Source organism: Acinetobacter sp. YH12205 (genome assembly GCF_013418125.1).
In the GTDB taxonomy this organism is placed as follows: Bacteria; Pseudomonadota; Gammaproteobacteria; order Pseudomonadales; family Moraxellaceae; genus Acinetobacter; species Acinetobacter towneri.
The window spans coordinates 74,451-89,692 of the sequence record NZ_VPCQ01000008.1; the positions used below are offsets into that span (position 1 = coordinate 74,451).

Below are 15,242 nucleotides of genomic sequence, written 5' to 3' on the forward strand. Positions count from 1 at the left end.
TTAAAATAGCGTTATTAAATGAATACAAGATTGGAACATCCCCATGAAAATTTTACACATCGACTCGAGTATTTTAGGTGAAAACTCAGTTTCACGTCAGTTAAGCCAAGCGATTGTGCAACAATTGACTGCAAAAAATAGCAATGCACAGGTCGATTATTTAGATTTGGCACAACAGCCGATTCCGCACTTAACTGCCGAAATTTTAATGGGGCAGGATGCAGAACAAGCGGCTTTGGGTGAAAAAATCATCCAACAATATATTGATGCCGATGTCGTGGTGGTGGGTGCAGCCATGTATAACTTTGGTTTGACTTCAACTTTAAAAGCATGGATTGATCGCATCAGCGTGGCAGGTAAAACCTTTAAATATACCGAGCAAGGGCCTGTAGGCTTGGCGGGTGAGAAAAAAGCCTATATCGCCAGTAGCCGTGGCGGTGTGTATGGTGATAACAGCCCTGCCGATTTTCAGGAAGATTTCTTGAAAACCATCTTCAACTTTACAGGGGTGAATGATGTAGAAATTATTCGCGCTGAAGGGGTGAGTATGTCGGAATTTAAAGACCAAGCTGTTGCCAATGCGATGCAAAAAATTCAGGCGATTTAACCCACTATTTCAATAAAAAAGCTCAGTGCCTTGAGGGTGCTGAGCTTTTTTTATATAGATGGATCGGCTAAAAGGGTTGGTTAGCAAAGCCTTGTTATGGTTGAACTTAGCTCTGATCTTGCCGATGTGCAAACTCTGCTAAATCTGCCAATGCACGTTTGGCTTCTTCAAACCACGGTGAAAACATTTGAAAATTGTGCCACATACCCGTGTAGAGTTTGTAATGCACTTCTACGCCTGCCTGTTCGGCTTTTTCTTTAAAACGTGTTGCATCATCCAGCAAAATTTCTTTAGAGCCAATTTGTACTAAAACTGGTGGTAATTCATGTAAATCATCAAACAATGGCGAAATTTGCGGGTCTGCCCGATCAAGTTCAGGCGGTACATAGTAATCAATGCCTGTTTCCAGCGTTTCAATTGACAGCAGGGCATCATGCTTGCTGTTATAACGCAAGGATTCACTGGTGAGGGTTAAATCTAAAAATGGTGACAGCAGCATTAAGCCACTCACTTGCGGCAATTGCTCATCACGTATTTTTAAAGCTAGCGCCAACGCTAAATTTGCACCGCAAGAATCTCCTGACAAAATAATATCTTTGGCGTGTATACCTTGCGCCAACAGACTTTGATAGACATCAAACACGGCTTCCAAAGCATGTGGAAAAGGATGCTCAGGTGCAAGCGGATAATCGACATGAATCACTTGCATTTGGGTGCGTGCCGCAACTTGACTCAAAAATGCTCGATGGGTATTTAACGAACCCAGAAAAAAAGCCCCGCCATGAATATGAAAAATGAGCTGTGTTGCAGCATTCTGTGGTTTTAATTCTTCGGCATGCAGACCTGCTAAACGCAGCGCGCGTACCTGCACCGACTTTTGCATGGGAAATAAACGGCACATTTGTTCTAGTGCAAAACGTACAGAATTGGGGGGTAAATTAAATTGGCTTGGTTTGCGAATGGTGGTTTTTAAAAACTGCTCTGTAATAATTTGTTTCCACATGGGGTTAATCTTCATGATTTTTCCATCTTGTTCTTTATTTGATCGGATATTTGTGTATTTACCAACATAATTTACAAGGGTACACTAAACGGTCACATTCAAAAATTGCAAATTTGTTGTGACTTTTTAATAATAAAGTTGTCTGATAGTAGACCAGGGAAACAAAACAATGAAAAAAATTGCACTTGCATTCGGGCTGTTAGGTTTAAGCGCTTTGGCCAATGCTGCAGATCCGCTTAACGGCACAGTTTGGAAAACAATTGACGACAAAACCAAACAACCCAAAGCCACGGTAAGATTTACTGAGCAAAAAAATGGAACTTTAACCGCAAGCATTCAGTCAATTTTAACGCTTGGTGAAGAAAATGCCTGTACAAAATGTGAAGGTCCGTATCACAACAAATCACTCAAAGGTTTGACCATTGTTCGCGGTCTGAAAAATACAGGCGGCACGAGCTACGATGGTGGTTCAATTCTTGACCCGCAAACAGGTAAAACCTACAAGCTAAAAGGTAAACTTGCCGATGGTGGTAAGAAACTGGAATTGCGTGGTTTCATTGGTGTAGCGGCATTGGGTCGTAACCAAACATGGATTCGTGCGAACTAAGCATGTATTCCACCTGTGCAGTTGAAATCATATTGCACAGGATATAAAAAAACCTGCTCCATGTGAGCAGGTTTTTTATTGGTATTTTTTTAAACTTAACCTAAAGCACGATAAGCCGCTTCATCAAAACCCGCAATAAAGCCTGATTCAGTTTTTAAGACAGGACGTTTAATTAAACTGGTGTGAGTGCAAAGTGCTTCAATTAAGTTGGCTTCACTGGCCAAAGCAGCTTGCTGTTCTGCTTCGCTGAGTTTGCGCCAAGTGGTGCCTTTTTTATTCAGTACTACATCTTGCCCAAGCGCATCTAACCAACTTTTGACAGTGTCGGCATCGATCCCTTGTTTTTTATAATCGTGAAACTCATAACTTAGCCCCAATTCATTGAGTAAATCGAAGGCTTTTTTCATTGAATTGCAGTTCTTAATCCCATAAATTTTTAACATATTTTTTTCACGTTAATATCATCAAACTGGCTATAGCCTAGCCCAAAACAGCGCTAAGTGCTAGAAACTTGCAGTGAACAATGATTGGCTGTTTAAATGGTATGTGTCATCAATACGTCATACCGATGTCACTAAATTGACACTTGATCGCTCTAAAATGGGACGCATAAACAGAAAAAAATGAAAAACTTGATAAGAACAGACTCTAGTGAAAATAAAAAATACAGTGAAGAACAACAGTAACAGCGCAAAACAGAAAATAAGATGATAAAAAGAGAAAACCCGCATTTAATCATCCTGATTATGCGGGTCTCATTTTAACGTCCATTGTTACATCCTTGAAACTAACCAAAACCAGTTAGTTTATTTTCCATCCTTCGGCTTCCAATCCTTTTGTGTCATCCTGACTGTCCCTTTGCCGTTATGCAATAATGCGCTGAATCGACTTGAAGATAAATACACAAAGTCGACAGATTATGTGCGAATTGAACCTCAGTTGAGTGAACAATTGTTCACTCATATAGGCTGTGAAATTTGTGTGAATATTAGATCTTATAATCAATAATCACAGGGGCATGGTCACTAAACCATTCGTCTTTATACACCCAAGCATTGACAGTGCGTGCTTTCCAGTCGGGTGAGCAAGCATGATAATCAATCCGCCAACCAACGTTCTTGGCACGGGCTTGCCCGCGATTTGACCACCAAGAATACAGCTCCGCTTCATGGCGCACTTCACGGAAGGTATCAACATAGCCCAAATCATTGTAAATATGATCTAACCATGCACGTTCATGCGGCAAACAACCTGAAGACTTTTGGTTGCCCGACCAGTTTTTAATATCAATGCGCTTATGCACGATGTTGTAATCGCCACAGACAATGATCGATTTATTGTCTTCACGCCACTGTTTTAGAATTTTTTGATACTCTTCTAAAAAGTGATCTTTCCGCATTTGGGCTTCTTCACCTGAAGAGCCAGAAGGCAAATACAGTGAACAGATGTAAATTGGGTGATCCAGTCCTACATCAAATTCAGCACTGATAAAGCGACCCTGAGAATCGGCCAATTCAAAGCCTAAACCATTTTGCACAGAAACAAACGGCAAACGGCTATAAATAGCTGTCCCTGCGTAGCCTGCGCGTTCTGCAGGGAAAAGATGCGTGTGCCAGCCTTCTGGCTTAAATTTATCGGTCCATTGGGCGTGTGTGATGCGGCTTTCCTGCATGCAAATCACGTCTGCTTCAGACTTTTCCAACCATTCGAGTAAGCCTTTGCTTACCGATGAACGCAACCCATTGACGTTAATTGAAACCACTCGAAGAATTTTTTGATCACTCGGATAGCTACTCTTTGGTATCATGCTCAGGTCTTACCTCAATGTATTAATTTGGAGCACCTCATGACATCGCCAGCTCAATTTAACCCGCAAGCTTTTATCGAACTCGCCTTATCACGTGGTGTGCTTAAATTTGGTGAGTTTACTTTAAAATCGGGTCGTGTGAGTCCTTATTTTTTTAACGCAGGTTTGTTGAATGATGGCGAAGCTTTATCGCTATTGGCTTCGGGCTATGCAGATCAACTCATGCAATGCAAAAATGTAGATGTTATTTTCGGGCCTGCCTATAAAGGTATTCCATTTGTGGCAGCTACAGCAGTGGCTTTATCACAAAATCATGGCGTAAGTGTGCCGTGGGGGTTTAACCGTAAAGAAGCCAAAGATCATGGCGAAGGCGGTGTGTTGGTGGGTGCTGCGGTTGAGGGCAAAAAAGTTTGGATTATTGATGATGTGATTACTGCGGGTACGGCTATTCGTGAAGTGGTGACTATTTTGAAAAATGCAGGCGCACAAATTGCGGGCGTATTGGTGGCTTTAGACCGTCAAGAAAAAGGTCAGGGCGATTTGTCTGCTATTCAGGAAGTGCAAAAAGAGTTGGAAATTCCTGTGCATGCTTTAATTACCATGAAAGATTTAATGAATTATTTGGATGCTAAAGGTGAAAAAGATGCCTTGGCGAAAATGGAAGCGTACCGTGTGAAGTATGGGATTTAAGTCTTATCAATTCTCTTTAATGATAATATTGAGCGTTGATTAATAATTTAGCGCGGAACGTAACAAGTTTATAAAAAGCCCAGATCTGTAGGTTTGGGCTTTTTTTGTATGCAGTGGACTGAATTATGTGGAATAATTTTCGTGATGTGTTAAAGGTGTATGATGTCGATTTTAGAATAGCTTATTCTTAAAAATATTATGAGCGATGTCTTTCAATGAAAAATAAAGAATATATTAATCAGTATTTAGATAATACTTGTGATCTTGTCATTCAACACCTTAAAAATATAATGGTATTTCAAGCTAATATTCAAAAGTCTTGGGGATATCACTCCAGATTTATAGAGAGATTAGTTCATCCAGAAGATGAATTAATTTTTAAGGGATACTCTAATCCTGTTTTTCAAAATTTACCTGTGGGCTCTATTCCTGCAAGAAAAGAACACATCGTACCTATGTCTTATCTTTTCAATGGTTTATGGGGTTTAATAAAAACCGATCAATTATCAAATCAAGAATTATCAACGATTCTCAAACGAAATTTAGGCATAGCTTATATTACTCATGACGAGCAAAAAAAATTAGATTCCAAGACATGTGGCTTAAAAAACAAAATGCCTGATGGATGGTGTTTAAAAACAGGGGATCCATTAGATCGTTTAAAAGCTGCTGATATTGAACTTGTAGATGAGTTTGGGGCGCCCATACTATCTTTAATTTGACGGTGTCAGCACAATTATCATCTAAGAAAATATACTTAAATTTTCGATTTAACATAATCGTGGTCGTTATACGAAAGCCCCGCTTCATGGGTCGTTTGATTATCTTTTTAACCTAAAATCTCTTATCCAAAACCCACTCCAATTCCTCCTCACACTTCTTACACTCCAGCATCACCCCCAACTTTTCCTTGCGCCCTTGCTCTGTGATTACCCACGGGCGGTTTTGCCACGGTGGATTATGCCGCACATGCTGCCCATGACCGCAGGCCAAATCTGCGACCCAATCATTTTCTTCATCTAAATGAAAACCAATAATCGCTTGTTGCATCGCATACTCCTAAGTGCATGATGATCGTGGATAAAGCGTTACGAAAATTGCAGCAAAACCAAAGCCAAACTCCGCTATACTTTTGCTTATTCAATTCTTCAAAAGAGCACCGAAATATGCGCGTACTTGTTGTGATGGATCCCATCGAAAGTGTCAATTTGAAAAAAGACTCAACCATGGCGATGTTATGGGCGGCAAGCCGTCGTGGGCATACCTTGGGCTATGCATTACAGCAAGACTTATATATTGATCAGGGCAAGGCATTTGGTCTGATTGCATCGCTCAAAGTCTTTGAAGATTATAACCATTATTACGAATTGGGCGAAAAACGCAAAGAATCCTTAGCTGATTATGATGTCATTCTCATGCGTAAAGACCCGCCTTTTGACATGAATTTCGTTTATACCACATATATTTTAGAGCAAGCTGAACGCGAAGGCGCATGGATCATCAACAAGCCGCAAAGCCTGCGTGACTGTAATGAAAAGCTGTTTGCGACTCAATTCCCAGAACTACAAGTTCCGACATTGGTCACGTCACAACAAAGCCTGATTCGTGAATTTATTCAGCAACATGGTGATGTGATCGTTAAACCGCTCGATGGCATGGGCGGCATGGGAATTTTCCGTTTGTACCAAGATGGGGTCAATATTGGCTCAACCATTGAAATTCTGACCAACAACGGCACTCAGCCAATCATGGCGCAGCGCTATATTCCAGAAATTGTAGATGGTGATAAACGCATCCTCATGGTTAATGGTGAGCCTGTGCCTTATTGTTTGGCACGAATTCCACAAAATGGCGAAGTGCGTGGCAACTTAGCTGCAGGTGGTTTAGGCGAAGCACGTCCATTGACTGAAAATGACAAAGCCATTGCCGCCAAAGTCGGGCCATTTTTACGTGAAAAAGGCTTGGTTTTTGTCGGATTAGATGTGATTGGCAACTATGTCACTGAAATCAACGTGACCAGTCCAACGTGTATTCGTGAAATTGATGCACAGTTTGGTACATCCATTGCCGATGATTTATTTACCGTACTTGAAGCAGGTCGTCCCAACTAAGTTTGGGCTTTATGCTCACTGTATCAATACAAAAGCCGTTTTCTATTTGAAAGCGGCCTTGTTTTTAGAGACGTGGATACAAAAAACAACTTAAACACTTTGCAAAATAGATCAATCAAAGCAGGTAAAATTGAATAAAACTTAACATTTTCCGTAGATTAATAATAAAACTAGTTTAAACTTGAAAATCTGTAGAAAAAAACAATCAAGCACTTGGTGAAAAAAAGTAAATAACCTTTAAAGCCCATGCGTTTGTGATTACAATTGATAGCTTATACAAGATTTTTATTTGCCTTATTTTGAGTTGAAGAATTAAACCGTGACTGACGCACAGCAACAACAGCCTAAACATGTCATGATGATGGCCGCAGGTACAGGTGGACATGTTTTTCCCGCTTTGGCCGTCGCAAAACAATTACAGCAACAAGGGATTCAAGTGTCATGGTTGGCGACCCCAACGGGCATGGAAAATCGTCTGCTTAAAAATCATAATATCCCAATTTACCAAATTAATATTCAAGGTGTACGTGGCAACGGTTTGATCCGTAAACTGGCTGCACCATTTAAAATTTTAGGCGCAACGCTCAGTGCTGTGCGTTACATGAAGCAATTAAAAGTTGATGCTGTTGCAGGTTTTGGTGGTTATGTGGCAGGGCCGGGTGGCTTGGCAGCACGTGCTTTGGGTATTCCTGTGCTGATTCACGAACAAAATGCAGTTGCGGGTTTTACCAACACTCAATTGTCACGTGTGGCAAAAACCGTGTGTCAGGCTTTCCCAAATACCTTTCCAAACAGTAACAAAATTGTCACCACAGGCAACCCTGTTCGTGAAGAAATCACTGCGACCTTAAGCCCTGCATGGCGCTATCAGGAACGTGAAAAAGCAGGCTTGCCAATTCGTATTTTAATTGTGGGTGGTTCACTAGGTGCACAAGCCTTAAATGAATGTGTACCTGAAACGTTAAAGCAACTAAATGTCGCTTTAGATGTTTATCATCAATGTGGGCAAAACCATGCCGAAGCGACGCAGGCACGTTATGCACACAAGCCTGACCATTTACAGGTTGAGGTACAGCCTTTTATTGAAGATATGGCCAAAGCCTATAGTGATGCCGATTTAATTATTTGTCGTGCGGGCGCACTCACGGTAACCGAGGTCGCGACTGCAGGTGTTGCAGCAGTATTTGTACCATTGCCTAGTGCGGTGGATGATCACCAAACTGCCAATGCCAAGTTTTTAGCCGATCTTGGTGCAGCAAAAATCTGTCCGCAAGCCAGCATGACACCTGAAAGTTTAACAACATTATTAACCCCGTTAATGAATCGTCAATTGTTGTCTGAAATGGCGGTCAAAGCCCGTCAGCAGGCGCAGCCTGATGCAACTCAACACGTGGTTCGTCTTATTCAAGCATTGTTCGAGTAAAATATGTCTCCATCTACACCCGCTGATCAAGCGAAAAAATTAATCAAAGTGCCTGAAATGCGCCGTATCAAACACATTCATTTTGTGGGTATTGGTGGCGCGGGGATGTGTGGTATTGCCGAAGTCTTGAAAAACCAAGGCTATAAAGTGTCGGGTTCAGACATCAAAGCTTCAAAAACCACAGCGCAATTAGAAGAAAACGGCATCAAGGTTTATATTGGGCATGCGGCAGAGAATATTAAAGGCGCCAATGTGTTGGTGGTGTCTACTGCAATTGACCCAGAAAACCCAGAAATTAAAACAGCAATTGACACCCGTATTCCTGTGGTGCGTCGTGCTGAAATGCTGGGCGAGTTGATGCGTTACCGTCATGGTATTGCAGTCGCGGGTACACATGGTAAAACCACCACTACCAGTTTAATCACCTGTATGTTGGCCGAAGAAAACATGGATCCAACTTACGTGATTGGTGGTTTGCTAAACCGTACTGGGGTCAATGCAGCATTGGGTGCTAGCCGTTATATCGTGGCAGAAGCCGATGAATCTGATGCATCGTTCTTATTCCTAGAGCCAATGGCGGCTGTGGTGACCAATATTGATGCCGACCACATGGACACCTATGGTGGTAGTTTCGATACCTTAAAAGATACCTTTATTCAATTTTTGCACAAACTGCCATTCTACGGTTTGGCTGTGGTGTGTGGTGATGATGCCAATATTCGTGAAATCATGCCGCGTATCGGGCGCCCTGTATTGACCTATGGTTTTAATGAAGACAACGATATTCGTGCCGTTGATGTTGATCAAGACGGTATGCGCACACACTTTACTGTACTGCGTAAAGACCGCGAACCGTTACGCGTGACGGTGAATCAACCGGGGCTGCATAACGTATTGAATGCCTTGGCTGCAATTGGAATTGCCACCGATGAAGGCGTTTCTGATGGTGCAATTTGCCGTGCTTTAGAAGGCTTTAGCGGTGTCGGTCGTCGTTTCCAAGTACAAGGTGAGTTTGCGGTAGCAGACGGCAATGTGAAATTGGTAGATGACTACGGACATCACCCGAAAGAAGTGGAAGCCACCATTAAAGCTGCGCGTCAAAGTCATCCTGATCGCCGTTTGGTGATGTTGTTCCAGCCACACCGTTTTAGTCGCACCCGTGACTGTTTTGATGACTTTGTGGAAGTGTTGTCACAAGTCGATCAATTGTTATTGCTCGATGTTTATCCTGCGGGTGAAAAACCAATTGTTGGCGCAGATAGCCGTACTTTGGCACGCAGTATTCGTTTGCGTGGTCAGGTTGAGCCAATTTTGGTCGATCCAAATGACGGCAACCTACCGAATATTGTGAAACAAGTGTTACAGGCCAATGACTTGTTATTGACCCAAGGTGCAGGTAATGTGGGGGCGATTTCAATCGAGCTTGCACAAAACCATTTATATTTAAAATAATCACAACCTGTGATGTTTGAATTTGATCGACCAGTTTAAAGTTTAAGGATATAAACGTGTCAAATGCTTCAAAGTTCGGCAAAGTTGCCGTGTTATTGGGTGGAAAATCTGCTGAGCGTGAGGTTTCTCTAGACAGCGGTCAAGCAGTACTCGAAGCACTGCTACGTTCTGGGGTCAATGCAGAAGCATTTGATCCACAAACACGTAGCGTGACCGAATTGGTCAATTATGATCGTGCCTTTATTGTGTTACACGGGCGCGGTGGTGAAGATGGTCAAATTCAAGGTGTTTTGGAATGGTTGAATATTCCATACACGGGTACGGGCGTGCAAGGTTCAGCCATTGGCATGGACAAAGTGAAGACCAAGCAAATTTGGCAAGGTTCTGACTTGCCAACTGCGCCATATCGTATTGTTAGCAAAGATTCCAATATTGAAGACGTGGTTGCCGAATTGGGTTTACCACTCATCATCAAGCCTGTACATGAAGGTTCAAGTATTGGCATGAGCAAAGTCGAAAAAGTAGAAGACTTTGCCGATGCTGTAGCGAAAGCAACTGCACATGACGCTATTGTTATGGCTGAAAAATGGATTACAGGACGTGAATTTACCATCGTGCTGTTAAATGGTCAGGCTTTACCGATTATTCGTTTAGAACCACCGAAAGATGTGGCGTTCTATGATTATGAAGCCAAATATCAACGTAATGATGTGCAATACGGTATTCCGTGTGGTTTAAGCACTGCCGAAGAGCAACAGTTACAAGCTTTGGCATTACGTGCCTTCCAAGCCGTGGGTGCAAGTGGCTGGGGTCGTATTGATGCCATGCAAGATGAGAACGGCAATTTCTGGCTATTGGAAGTGAATACCGTGCCGGGAATGACCAGCCACTCTTTAGTTCCAAAAGCGGCAAATGCAGTTGGCTATAGTTTTGATGAGCTGTGTGTGGCAATTTTGGCACAAACCCTTACAGGTGAAGCACACTAAATATGGCTCAACTTCCTGCATCCTTGCGCCGTAAACGGGCAGCGATTACCTCGATTCATGACAAACCGCCAACAGCCAAAGAAAAGCTGATTCATTTTGGCGGTTGGGTAATGCTGTGCGTTGCGGTGCTCGTGTTGGCAGTGGGTGCGTACGGGCTATACAAAGTCATGACCGATGCACAAATTGCCAAGCTAGATGTAGTGGGTACACGTTCAGATGCGGAACACCGCCAAGTGATGACGCATGTGAACCCTGTAATGACCAAGAACTATTTCACCTCTGACCTAGAGCAAATCCGCGATACCGCTTTGGAGTTGTCTTGGGTAGATCGAGTGGTGGTTTCACGTGCGTGGCCGAATGCTATTCGTGTGCGGGTTATGCCGCGTCATCCAATTGCACGTTGGGGGACAGGTCGTTTGCTCAGTGACAGCGGTGAAGTCTTTACCGAGGTCACGCCACAAAATAATCAACATTTACCGTTATTACACGGGCCAACGCATCAATCTAAAATGATGATGCGTCGTTATAATGAAATTAACCAATTATTCTTACCCGTCAACGATCGTTTAAAAGAACTATATTTAACAGAACGTATGACGTGGTTTATGCAGTTTGATTCAGGTCTACGTGTTATTGTAGATAAAGATCAAACCATGAGTAAGCTGCAGCGCTTGGGGCATCTTGCACAAAGTGATTTGAAACCTGTATGGTCTAAAATATCCGCCATCGATTTGCGTTATCGCAATGGTTTAGCCATTCAATGGAAAAACTCAATTCCGCCAAAAATTGCAAATGGTCACTTTGTTGTAACGATTGATGACACAAGCATTGCAGAGGGAATAAGAGCAAAGCCATAATATTGGGCTTTAAAAAAATAGAGGCATTAAGCCATAAATTAAACATACTGGTAATGGTAGTGAATAAATGAGTGAAGCTGTTCCCTCGGTTGTTGCGATTGACATTGGGACGCACAAAGTTTCAGTTTTGATTGCTAAGGTCCATGCGCCAGACAATATCCAAGTCATTGGTATGGCCACCGCACGTAATCGAGGCATGAGTAAGGGAAAAATTGTCAGTCTCGATAAAGTGATTACTGCAATTAAAAATGCCGTGCAAGAAGCGGAAGATATGGCGGAATGCCGTGTGCATTCGGCATGGATTTCTATTCCTAGTGCAGAGCTAAAAAGCTTTTATGCTTCAGGTCGCACACCTATTGAAAGTAGTGATCACACCATTACCACCAGTGAAGTGGTACGCGCCTTGGACTTGGCCAAAGCCAGTCACCTCACCTCAGACCATTATTTGGTGAGTGCAGTACCACTCGGTTTCGATTTAGATGATTCGGGTGAATGGGTACAAAACCCAATTCGTATGTCAGCACATAGCATGACGGGGCATTATCAATTGATGATGTTGCCTATTAGCACCATGCAGAATTTAGACCGTGCTTTAAAAGGTGCCAATATTGGTGTCGAAAAAATGGTGGTGTCAAATTTAGCCACTGCAGAAGCCAGTCTGCTTAAAGATGAAAAAGAATACGGTGTGTGTCTGGTAGATATTGGCGCAGGTACGACCAGTATTGCAGTTTATTTAGATGGACGTTTGGCCTTGGCACACACTTTGCAGCGTGGTGGTGAGCATGTCACCCGCGATATTGCAGCGGTGTTACAAACCACAACTGAAGAAGCTGAACGGATTAAGCTATTGTATGGCTGTGTAGATATGAAAGTGGTCAAACCTGATCACATGATTCAGATTCAGGGCATTGATGGGCCGCAAACCATTAGCCGTATTGAACTGGCGGAAATTATTATTGCGCGTTATGAAGAAATTTTTGCACAAATTCGTCAGGAACTCGAAAAGAGCGGTGCCATTCATGGTTTATATCATGGTGTGGTTTTGGCGGGTGATGCCTCACAAATTGAAGGCATGATCAGCTTGGTACGTCGTATGTTGGGTGTTTCGGCACACTTGGGGAATCATCCTTCACAAGTTTATGCCGATGAACCGCATCAGGCCGCCTTACGCCGTTCACAATATGCAACAGCTTCAGGCTTATTGCTTTATAGTCAAAACTATACTCAAGACACGATTGTAGAACATGAAGACCCTGAAACCTTATCGGTTTGGGGGCGTGTCGGACGGGCATGGTCTGGCTTGAACGAAAAGTTAAAATCTATTTTTTAGTTGAGTTTTTTGGGAATATTGTTAGGAAGTTGTACGGATCATCACTGGTACTTGACAAGCCAGAAGTTGAACAGCATTCTTAAAAATAATTTTTATGAAGATCAAGGCAGTATACGGGCTTAAGTGACTGCCAATAACGTATTAGGAAATCTAAAGGTCATGGCCTCATTTGAATTTATAGATGATCAAACCGATAGCAACGGTCAAGCCCGTTTCACTGTGTTTGGTGTGGGTGGTGCAGGTGGTAACGCTGTGCAGCACATGCTTGAGTCGGATATTCAGGGTGTAAAATTTGTTTGTGCCAATACGGACAAACAAGCATTGGATCGCATGAATTCGCAATTCAAAATCCAGCTAGGTGAGCAAAGCACACGTGGTTTAGGCGCGGGCGGTGATCCTCAAGTGGGTCAAACTGCAGCGGAAGAAAGCCGCGAGCTGATCTGTCAGCAACTTGAAGGCACAGACATGGTGTTCGTGACTGCAGGGATGGGCGGTGGTACAGGTACAGGTGCTGCGCCAGTTGTGGCTGAAATTGCCAAAGAAATGGGCATTTTGACTGTTGGTGTGGTGACTACGCCATTTAACTTTGAGGGTAAGCGTCGCTTACTTTCTGCGGAAAAAGGGATTGCGGCATTAGAACAGCATGTAGACTCTTTAATCATTATTCCAAACCAGCGTTTAATGAAAGTTTACCGCGACATTTCAATGAAAGATGCGTATAAAAAAGCCGATGACGTTTTGTTGAACGGTGTACGCAGTATTTTTGATTTGGTGGTACGTCCAGGTCACATCAACCTAGACTTTGCTGACTTGAAAACTGCGATGAGTACGCGCGGTTATGCGATGATGGGTGTTGGTTCAGGTCGTGGTGAAAACCGTGCGCGTCAAGCGGCTGAACAAGCGATTCGTAGCCCATTGCTCGATAGCGTAACCATTGCCAATGCCAAAGGCTTGTTGATTAACGTAACGGGTGGTGATGATGTGACCTTCGGTGAAATCGAAGAGATCATGGACGTGATTCATCAACTTTCAGATACCGAACAAACCCAAGTATTCTACGGTACGGTATTTGATCCTGAAGCGCGTGACGAAATTAGCGTGACTGTGATTGCTACAGGTTTGGCTCGTAATACAGGCGATACGCCAGAGCCAGCGAAACGCACTGTGACTCAAACTGCGGCTGCAGCTCCTGCCGCAGCAGTAGAAGAAGATGATGTGCCTGCCATTCAGCGCCAACAAGCAGATGCTGCGCCGATCAGCGCAACCAGTACTTCGGGTGCTGCACGCCCAACGCCAATGAGTATTCAAGACTATTTGAAAAATCAGCAGCGTAAATAAGCCAAGATCATCAATTTAATTGTATGATCGGGAAAAGGCAGTTTTAAACTGCCTTTTTTGTTTTTTATCAATGGCTAAATATGCTAACGTATAGCGGTTTTAAAATTTAGATGAATTGAGAACATGCTGAAACAACGTACCCTACAACGTGTCGTCAAGGCGAGCGGTATTGGTCTGCACAGTGGTCAAAAAGTTTTGATCAACTTTGTGCCGCATCATGCCGATGGGGGAATTGTGTTTCGTCGTATCGATTTAAACCCACCTGTGGATATTCCAGCCAATGCCATGCTGATTCAGGAAGCATTTATGTGCTCGAATTTGGTTCAGGATAATGCCAAAGTTGGCACTATTGAGCATGTTATGAGTGCAATTGCAGGGTTGGGCATTGATAACTTGATTATTGAAGTGTCTGCCTCTGAAGTGCCCATTATGGACGGCAGTGCAGGGCCTTTTATTTATTTGTTGATGCAGGGTGGTTTAAAAGAACAGGATGCTGCGAAAAAGTTCATCAAAATTTTAAAACCTGTAGAAGCTTTAATTGACGATAAACGTGCGGTGTTCAGTCCGCATGAAGGTTTTCAGCTCAATTTCACCATCGACTTTGATCATCCTGCCTTTAAAAAAGAATATCAGTCTGCCACCATCGATTTTTCTACAGAAACCTTTGTCTATGAAGTCAGTGGCGCACGTACTTTTGGCTTTATGAAAGATTTGGACTATTTAAAAGCCAATAATTTGGCTTTGGGTGCGAGTTTAGATAATGCCATTGGGGTAGATGATACAGGCGTGGTCAATGAAGAAGGTTTGCGCTTCTCGGACGAGTTTGTACGGCATAAAATTTTAGATGCTGTGGGGGATTTGTACTTGCTTGGACATCAAATTATTGCCAAGTTTGATGGTTATAAATCAGGACATGCCTTAAATAATCAGTTATTACGCAATGTTCAGAGCGATCCAAGCAGTTATGAAATTGTAACATTTGATGACATAAATTCTTGCCCGATCACTTTTGTGCATGTGACATAAGTCAT

16 protein-coding genes are annotated in these 15,242 nt (G+C 42.8%); 12 read left to right on the forward strand and 4 right to left on the reverse strand.

What is annotated here, in order from left to right; genetic code table 11:
* Positions 1 to 43 precede the first annotated feature (43 nt).
* A complete protein-coding gene (locus FTU92_RS11430; RefSeq protein ID WP_004974205.1) occupies positions 44 to 607 on the forward strand; it encodes an FMN-dependent NADH-azoreductase in 564 nt (187 codons plus the stop codon).
* Between the two features lie 106 nt (positions 608 to 713).
* Here the strand turns inward: FTU92_RS11430 and FTU92_RS11435 are convergent, their stop codons facing one another.
* Entirely contained in the window at positions 714 to 1,625 is a 912-nt protein-coding gene (locus FTU92_RS11435; RefSeq protein WP_004974206.1) for an alpha/beta hydrolase, read from the reverse strand.
* 154 nt (positions 1,626 to 1,779) lie between these two features.
* Between FTU92_RS11435 and FTU92_RS11440 the strand changes: the two genes are divergently transcribed.
* Positions 1,780 to 2,217, forward strand: a complete 438-nt coding sequence (locus tag FTU92_RS11440) for a DUF2147 domain-containing protein (protein WP_180096282.1) — start codon at positions 1,780 to 1,782, stop codon at positions 2,215 to 2,217.
* Positions 2,218 to 2,312: 95 nt separating this feature from the next.
* On the opposite strand, the gene FTU92_RS11445 is transcribed toward FTU92_RS11440, so the two are convergent.
* Both FTU92_RS11445 and FTU92_RS11450 read right to left on the reverse strand, forming a co-directional pair.
* Entirely contained in the window at positions 2,313 to 2,660 is a 348-nt protein-coding gene (locus FTU92_RS11445) for a Spx/MgsR family RNA polymerase-binding regulatory protein (RefSeq protein ID WP_026438350.1), read from the reverse strand.
* 545 nt (positions 2,661 to 3,205) lie between these two features.
* The gene (locus tag FTU92_RS11450; RefSeq protein ID WP_179988755.1) at positions 3,206 to 4,024 is read right to left on the reverse strand and encodes an exodeoxyribonuclease III; all 819 of its coding nucleotides are present in this window, start codon (positions 4,022 to 4,024) and stop codon (positions 3,206 to 3,208) included.
* A gap of 39 nt (positions 4,025 to 4,063) precedes the next feature.
* Here FTU92_RS11450 and pyrE point away from each other — a divergent pair, with 39 nt between their 5' ends.
* Positions 4,064 to 4,714, forward strand: a complete 651-nt coding sequence (gene pyrE / locus FTU92_RS11455) for an orotate phosphoribosyltransferase (RefSeq protein ID WP_096901637.1) — start codon at positions 4,064 to 4,066, stop codon at positions 4,712 to 4,714.
* A gap of 215 nt (positions 4,715 to 4,929) precedes the next feature.
* Positions 4,930 to 5,436, forward strand: coding sequence for a hypothetical protein (locus tag FTU92_RS11460; protein WP_096901639.1), 507 nt, complete (start codon positions 4,930 to 4,932; stop codon positions 5,434 to 5,436).
* Between the two features lie 112 nt (positions 5,437 to 5,548).
* Here FTU92_RS11460 and FTU92_RS11465 read toward each other — a convergent pair whose 3' ends face one another.
* Positions 5,549 to 5,764, reverse strand: coding sequence for a DUF3565 domain-containing protein (locus FTU92_RS11465; protein ID WP_096901642.1), 216 nt, complete (start codon positions 5,762 to 5,764; stop codon positions 5,549 to 5,551).
* A gap of 116 nt (positions 5,765 to 5,880) precedes the next feature.
* Between FTU92_RS11465 and gshB the strand changes: the two genes are divergently transcribed.
* The 8 genes from gshB (at position 5,881) to lpxC (ending at position 15,237) form a co-directional block, all read left to right on the forward strand.
* Positions 5,881 to 6,825, forward strand: coding sequence for a glutathione synthase (gene gshB, locus FTU92_RS11470; RefSeq protein WP_004974228.1), 945 nt, complete (start codon positions 5,881 to 5,883; stop codon positions 6,823 to 6,825).
* Between the two features lie 319 nt (positions 6,826 to 7,144).
* Positions 7,145 to 8,248, forward strand: a complete 1,104-nt coding sequence (gene murG, locus FTU92_RS11475) for an undecaprenyldiphospho-muramoylpentapeptide beta-N-acetylglucosaminyltransferase (RefSeq protein ID WP_096901644.1) — start codon at positions 7,145 to 7,147, stop codon at positions 8,246 to 8,248.
* A 3-nt stretch (positions 8,249 to 8,251) separates the two neighbouring features.
* Positions 8,252 to 9,700 (forward strand): UDP-N-acetylmuramate--L-alanine ligase, encoded by a 1,449-nt coding sequence (gene murC / locus FTU92_RS11480; protein ID WP_096901645.1) that lies wholly within the window; start codon positions 8,252 to 8,254, stop codon positions 9,698 to 9,700.
* A 56-nt stretch (positions 9,701 to 9,756) separates the two neighbouring features.
* Entirely contained in the window at positions 9,757 to 10,686 is a 930-nt protein-coding gene (locus FTU92_RS11485; RefSeq protein ID WP_004974232.1) for a D-alanine--D-alanine ligase, read from the forward strand.
* A gap of 2 nt (positions 10,687 to 10,688) precedes the next feature.
* Positions 10,689 to 11,543, forward strand: a complete 855-nt coding sequence (locus FTU92_RS11490) for a cell division protein FtsQ/DivIB (RefSeq protein ID WP_004974235.1) — start codon at positions 10,689 to 10,691, stop codon at positions 11,541 to 11,543.
* 67 nt (positions 11,544 to 11,610) lie between these two features.
* Positions 11,611 to 12,873 carry a cell division protein FtsA gene (gene ftsA / locus FTU92_RS11495; RefSeq protein ID WP_004974236.1) on the forward strand — a complete coding sequence of 421 codons (1,263 nt, stop codon included), beginning with the start codon at positions 11,611 to 11,613 and terminating at the stop codon, positions 12,871 to 12,873.
* Positions 12,874 to 13,032: 159 nt separating this feature from the next.
* Entirely contained in the window at positions 13,033 to 14,211 is a 1,179-nt protein-coding gene (gene ftsZ / locus FTU92_RS11500) for a cell division protein FtsZ (RefSeq protein ID WP_179988753.1), read from the forward strand.
* Between the two features lie 123 nt (positions 14,212 to 14,334).
* On the forward strand, positions 14,335 to 15,237 hold the full coding sequence (lpxC, locus tag FTU92_RS11505) for a UDP-3-O-acyl-N-acetylglucosamine deacetylase (protein WP_179988752.1): 903 nt from the start codon (positions 14,335 to 14,337) through the stop codon (positions 15,235 to 15,237).
* Positions 15,238 to 15,242: the final 5 nt, after the last annotated feature.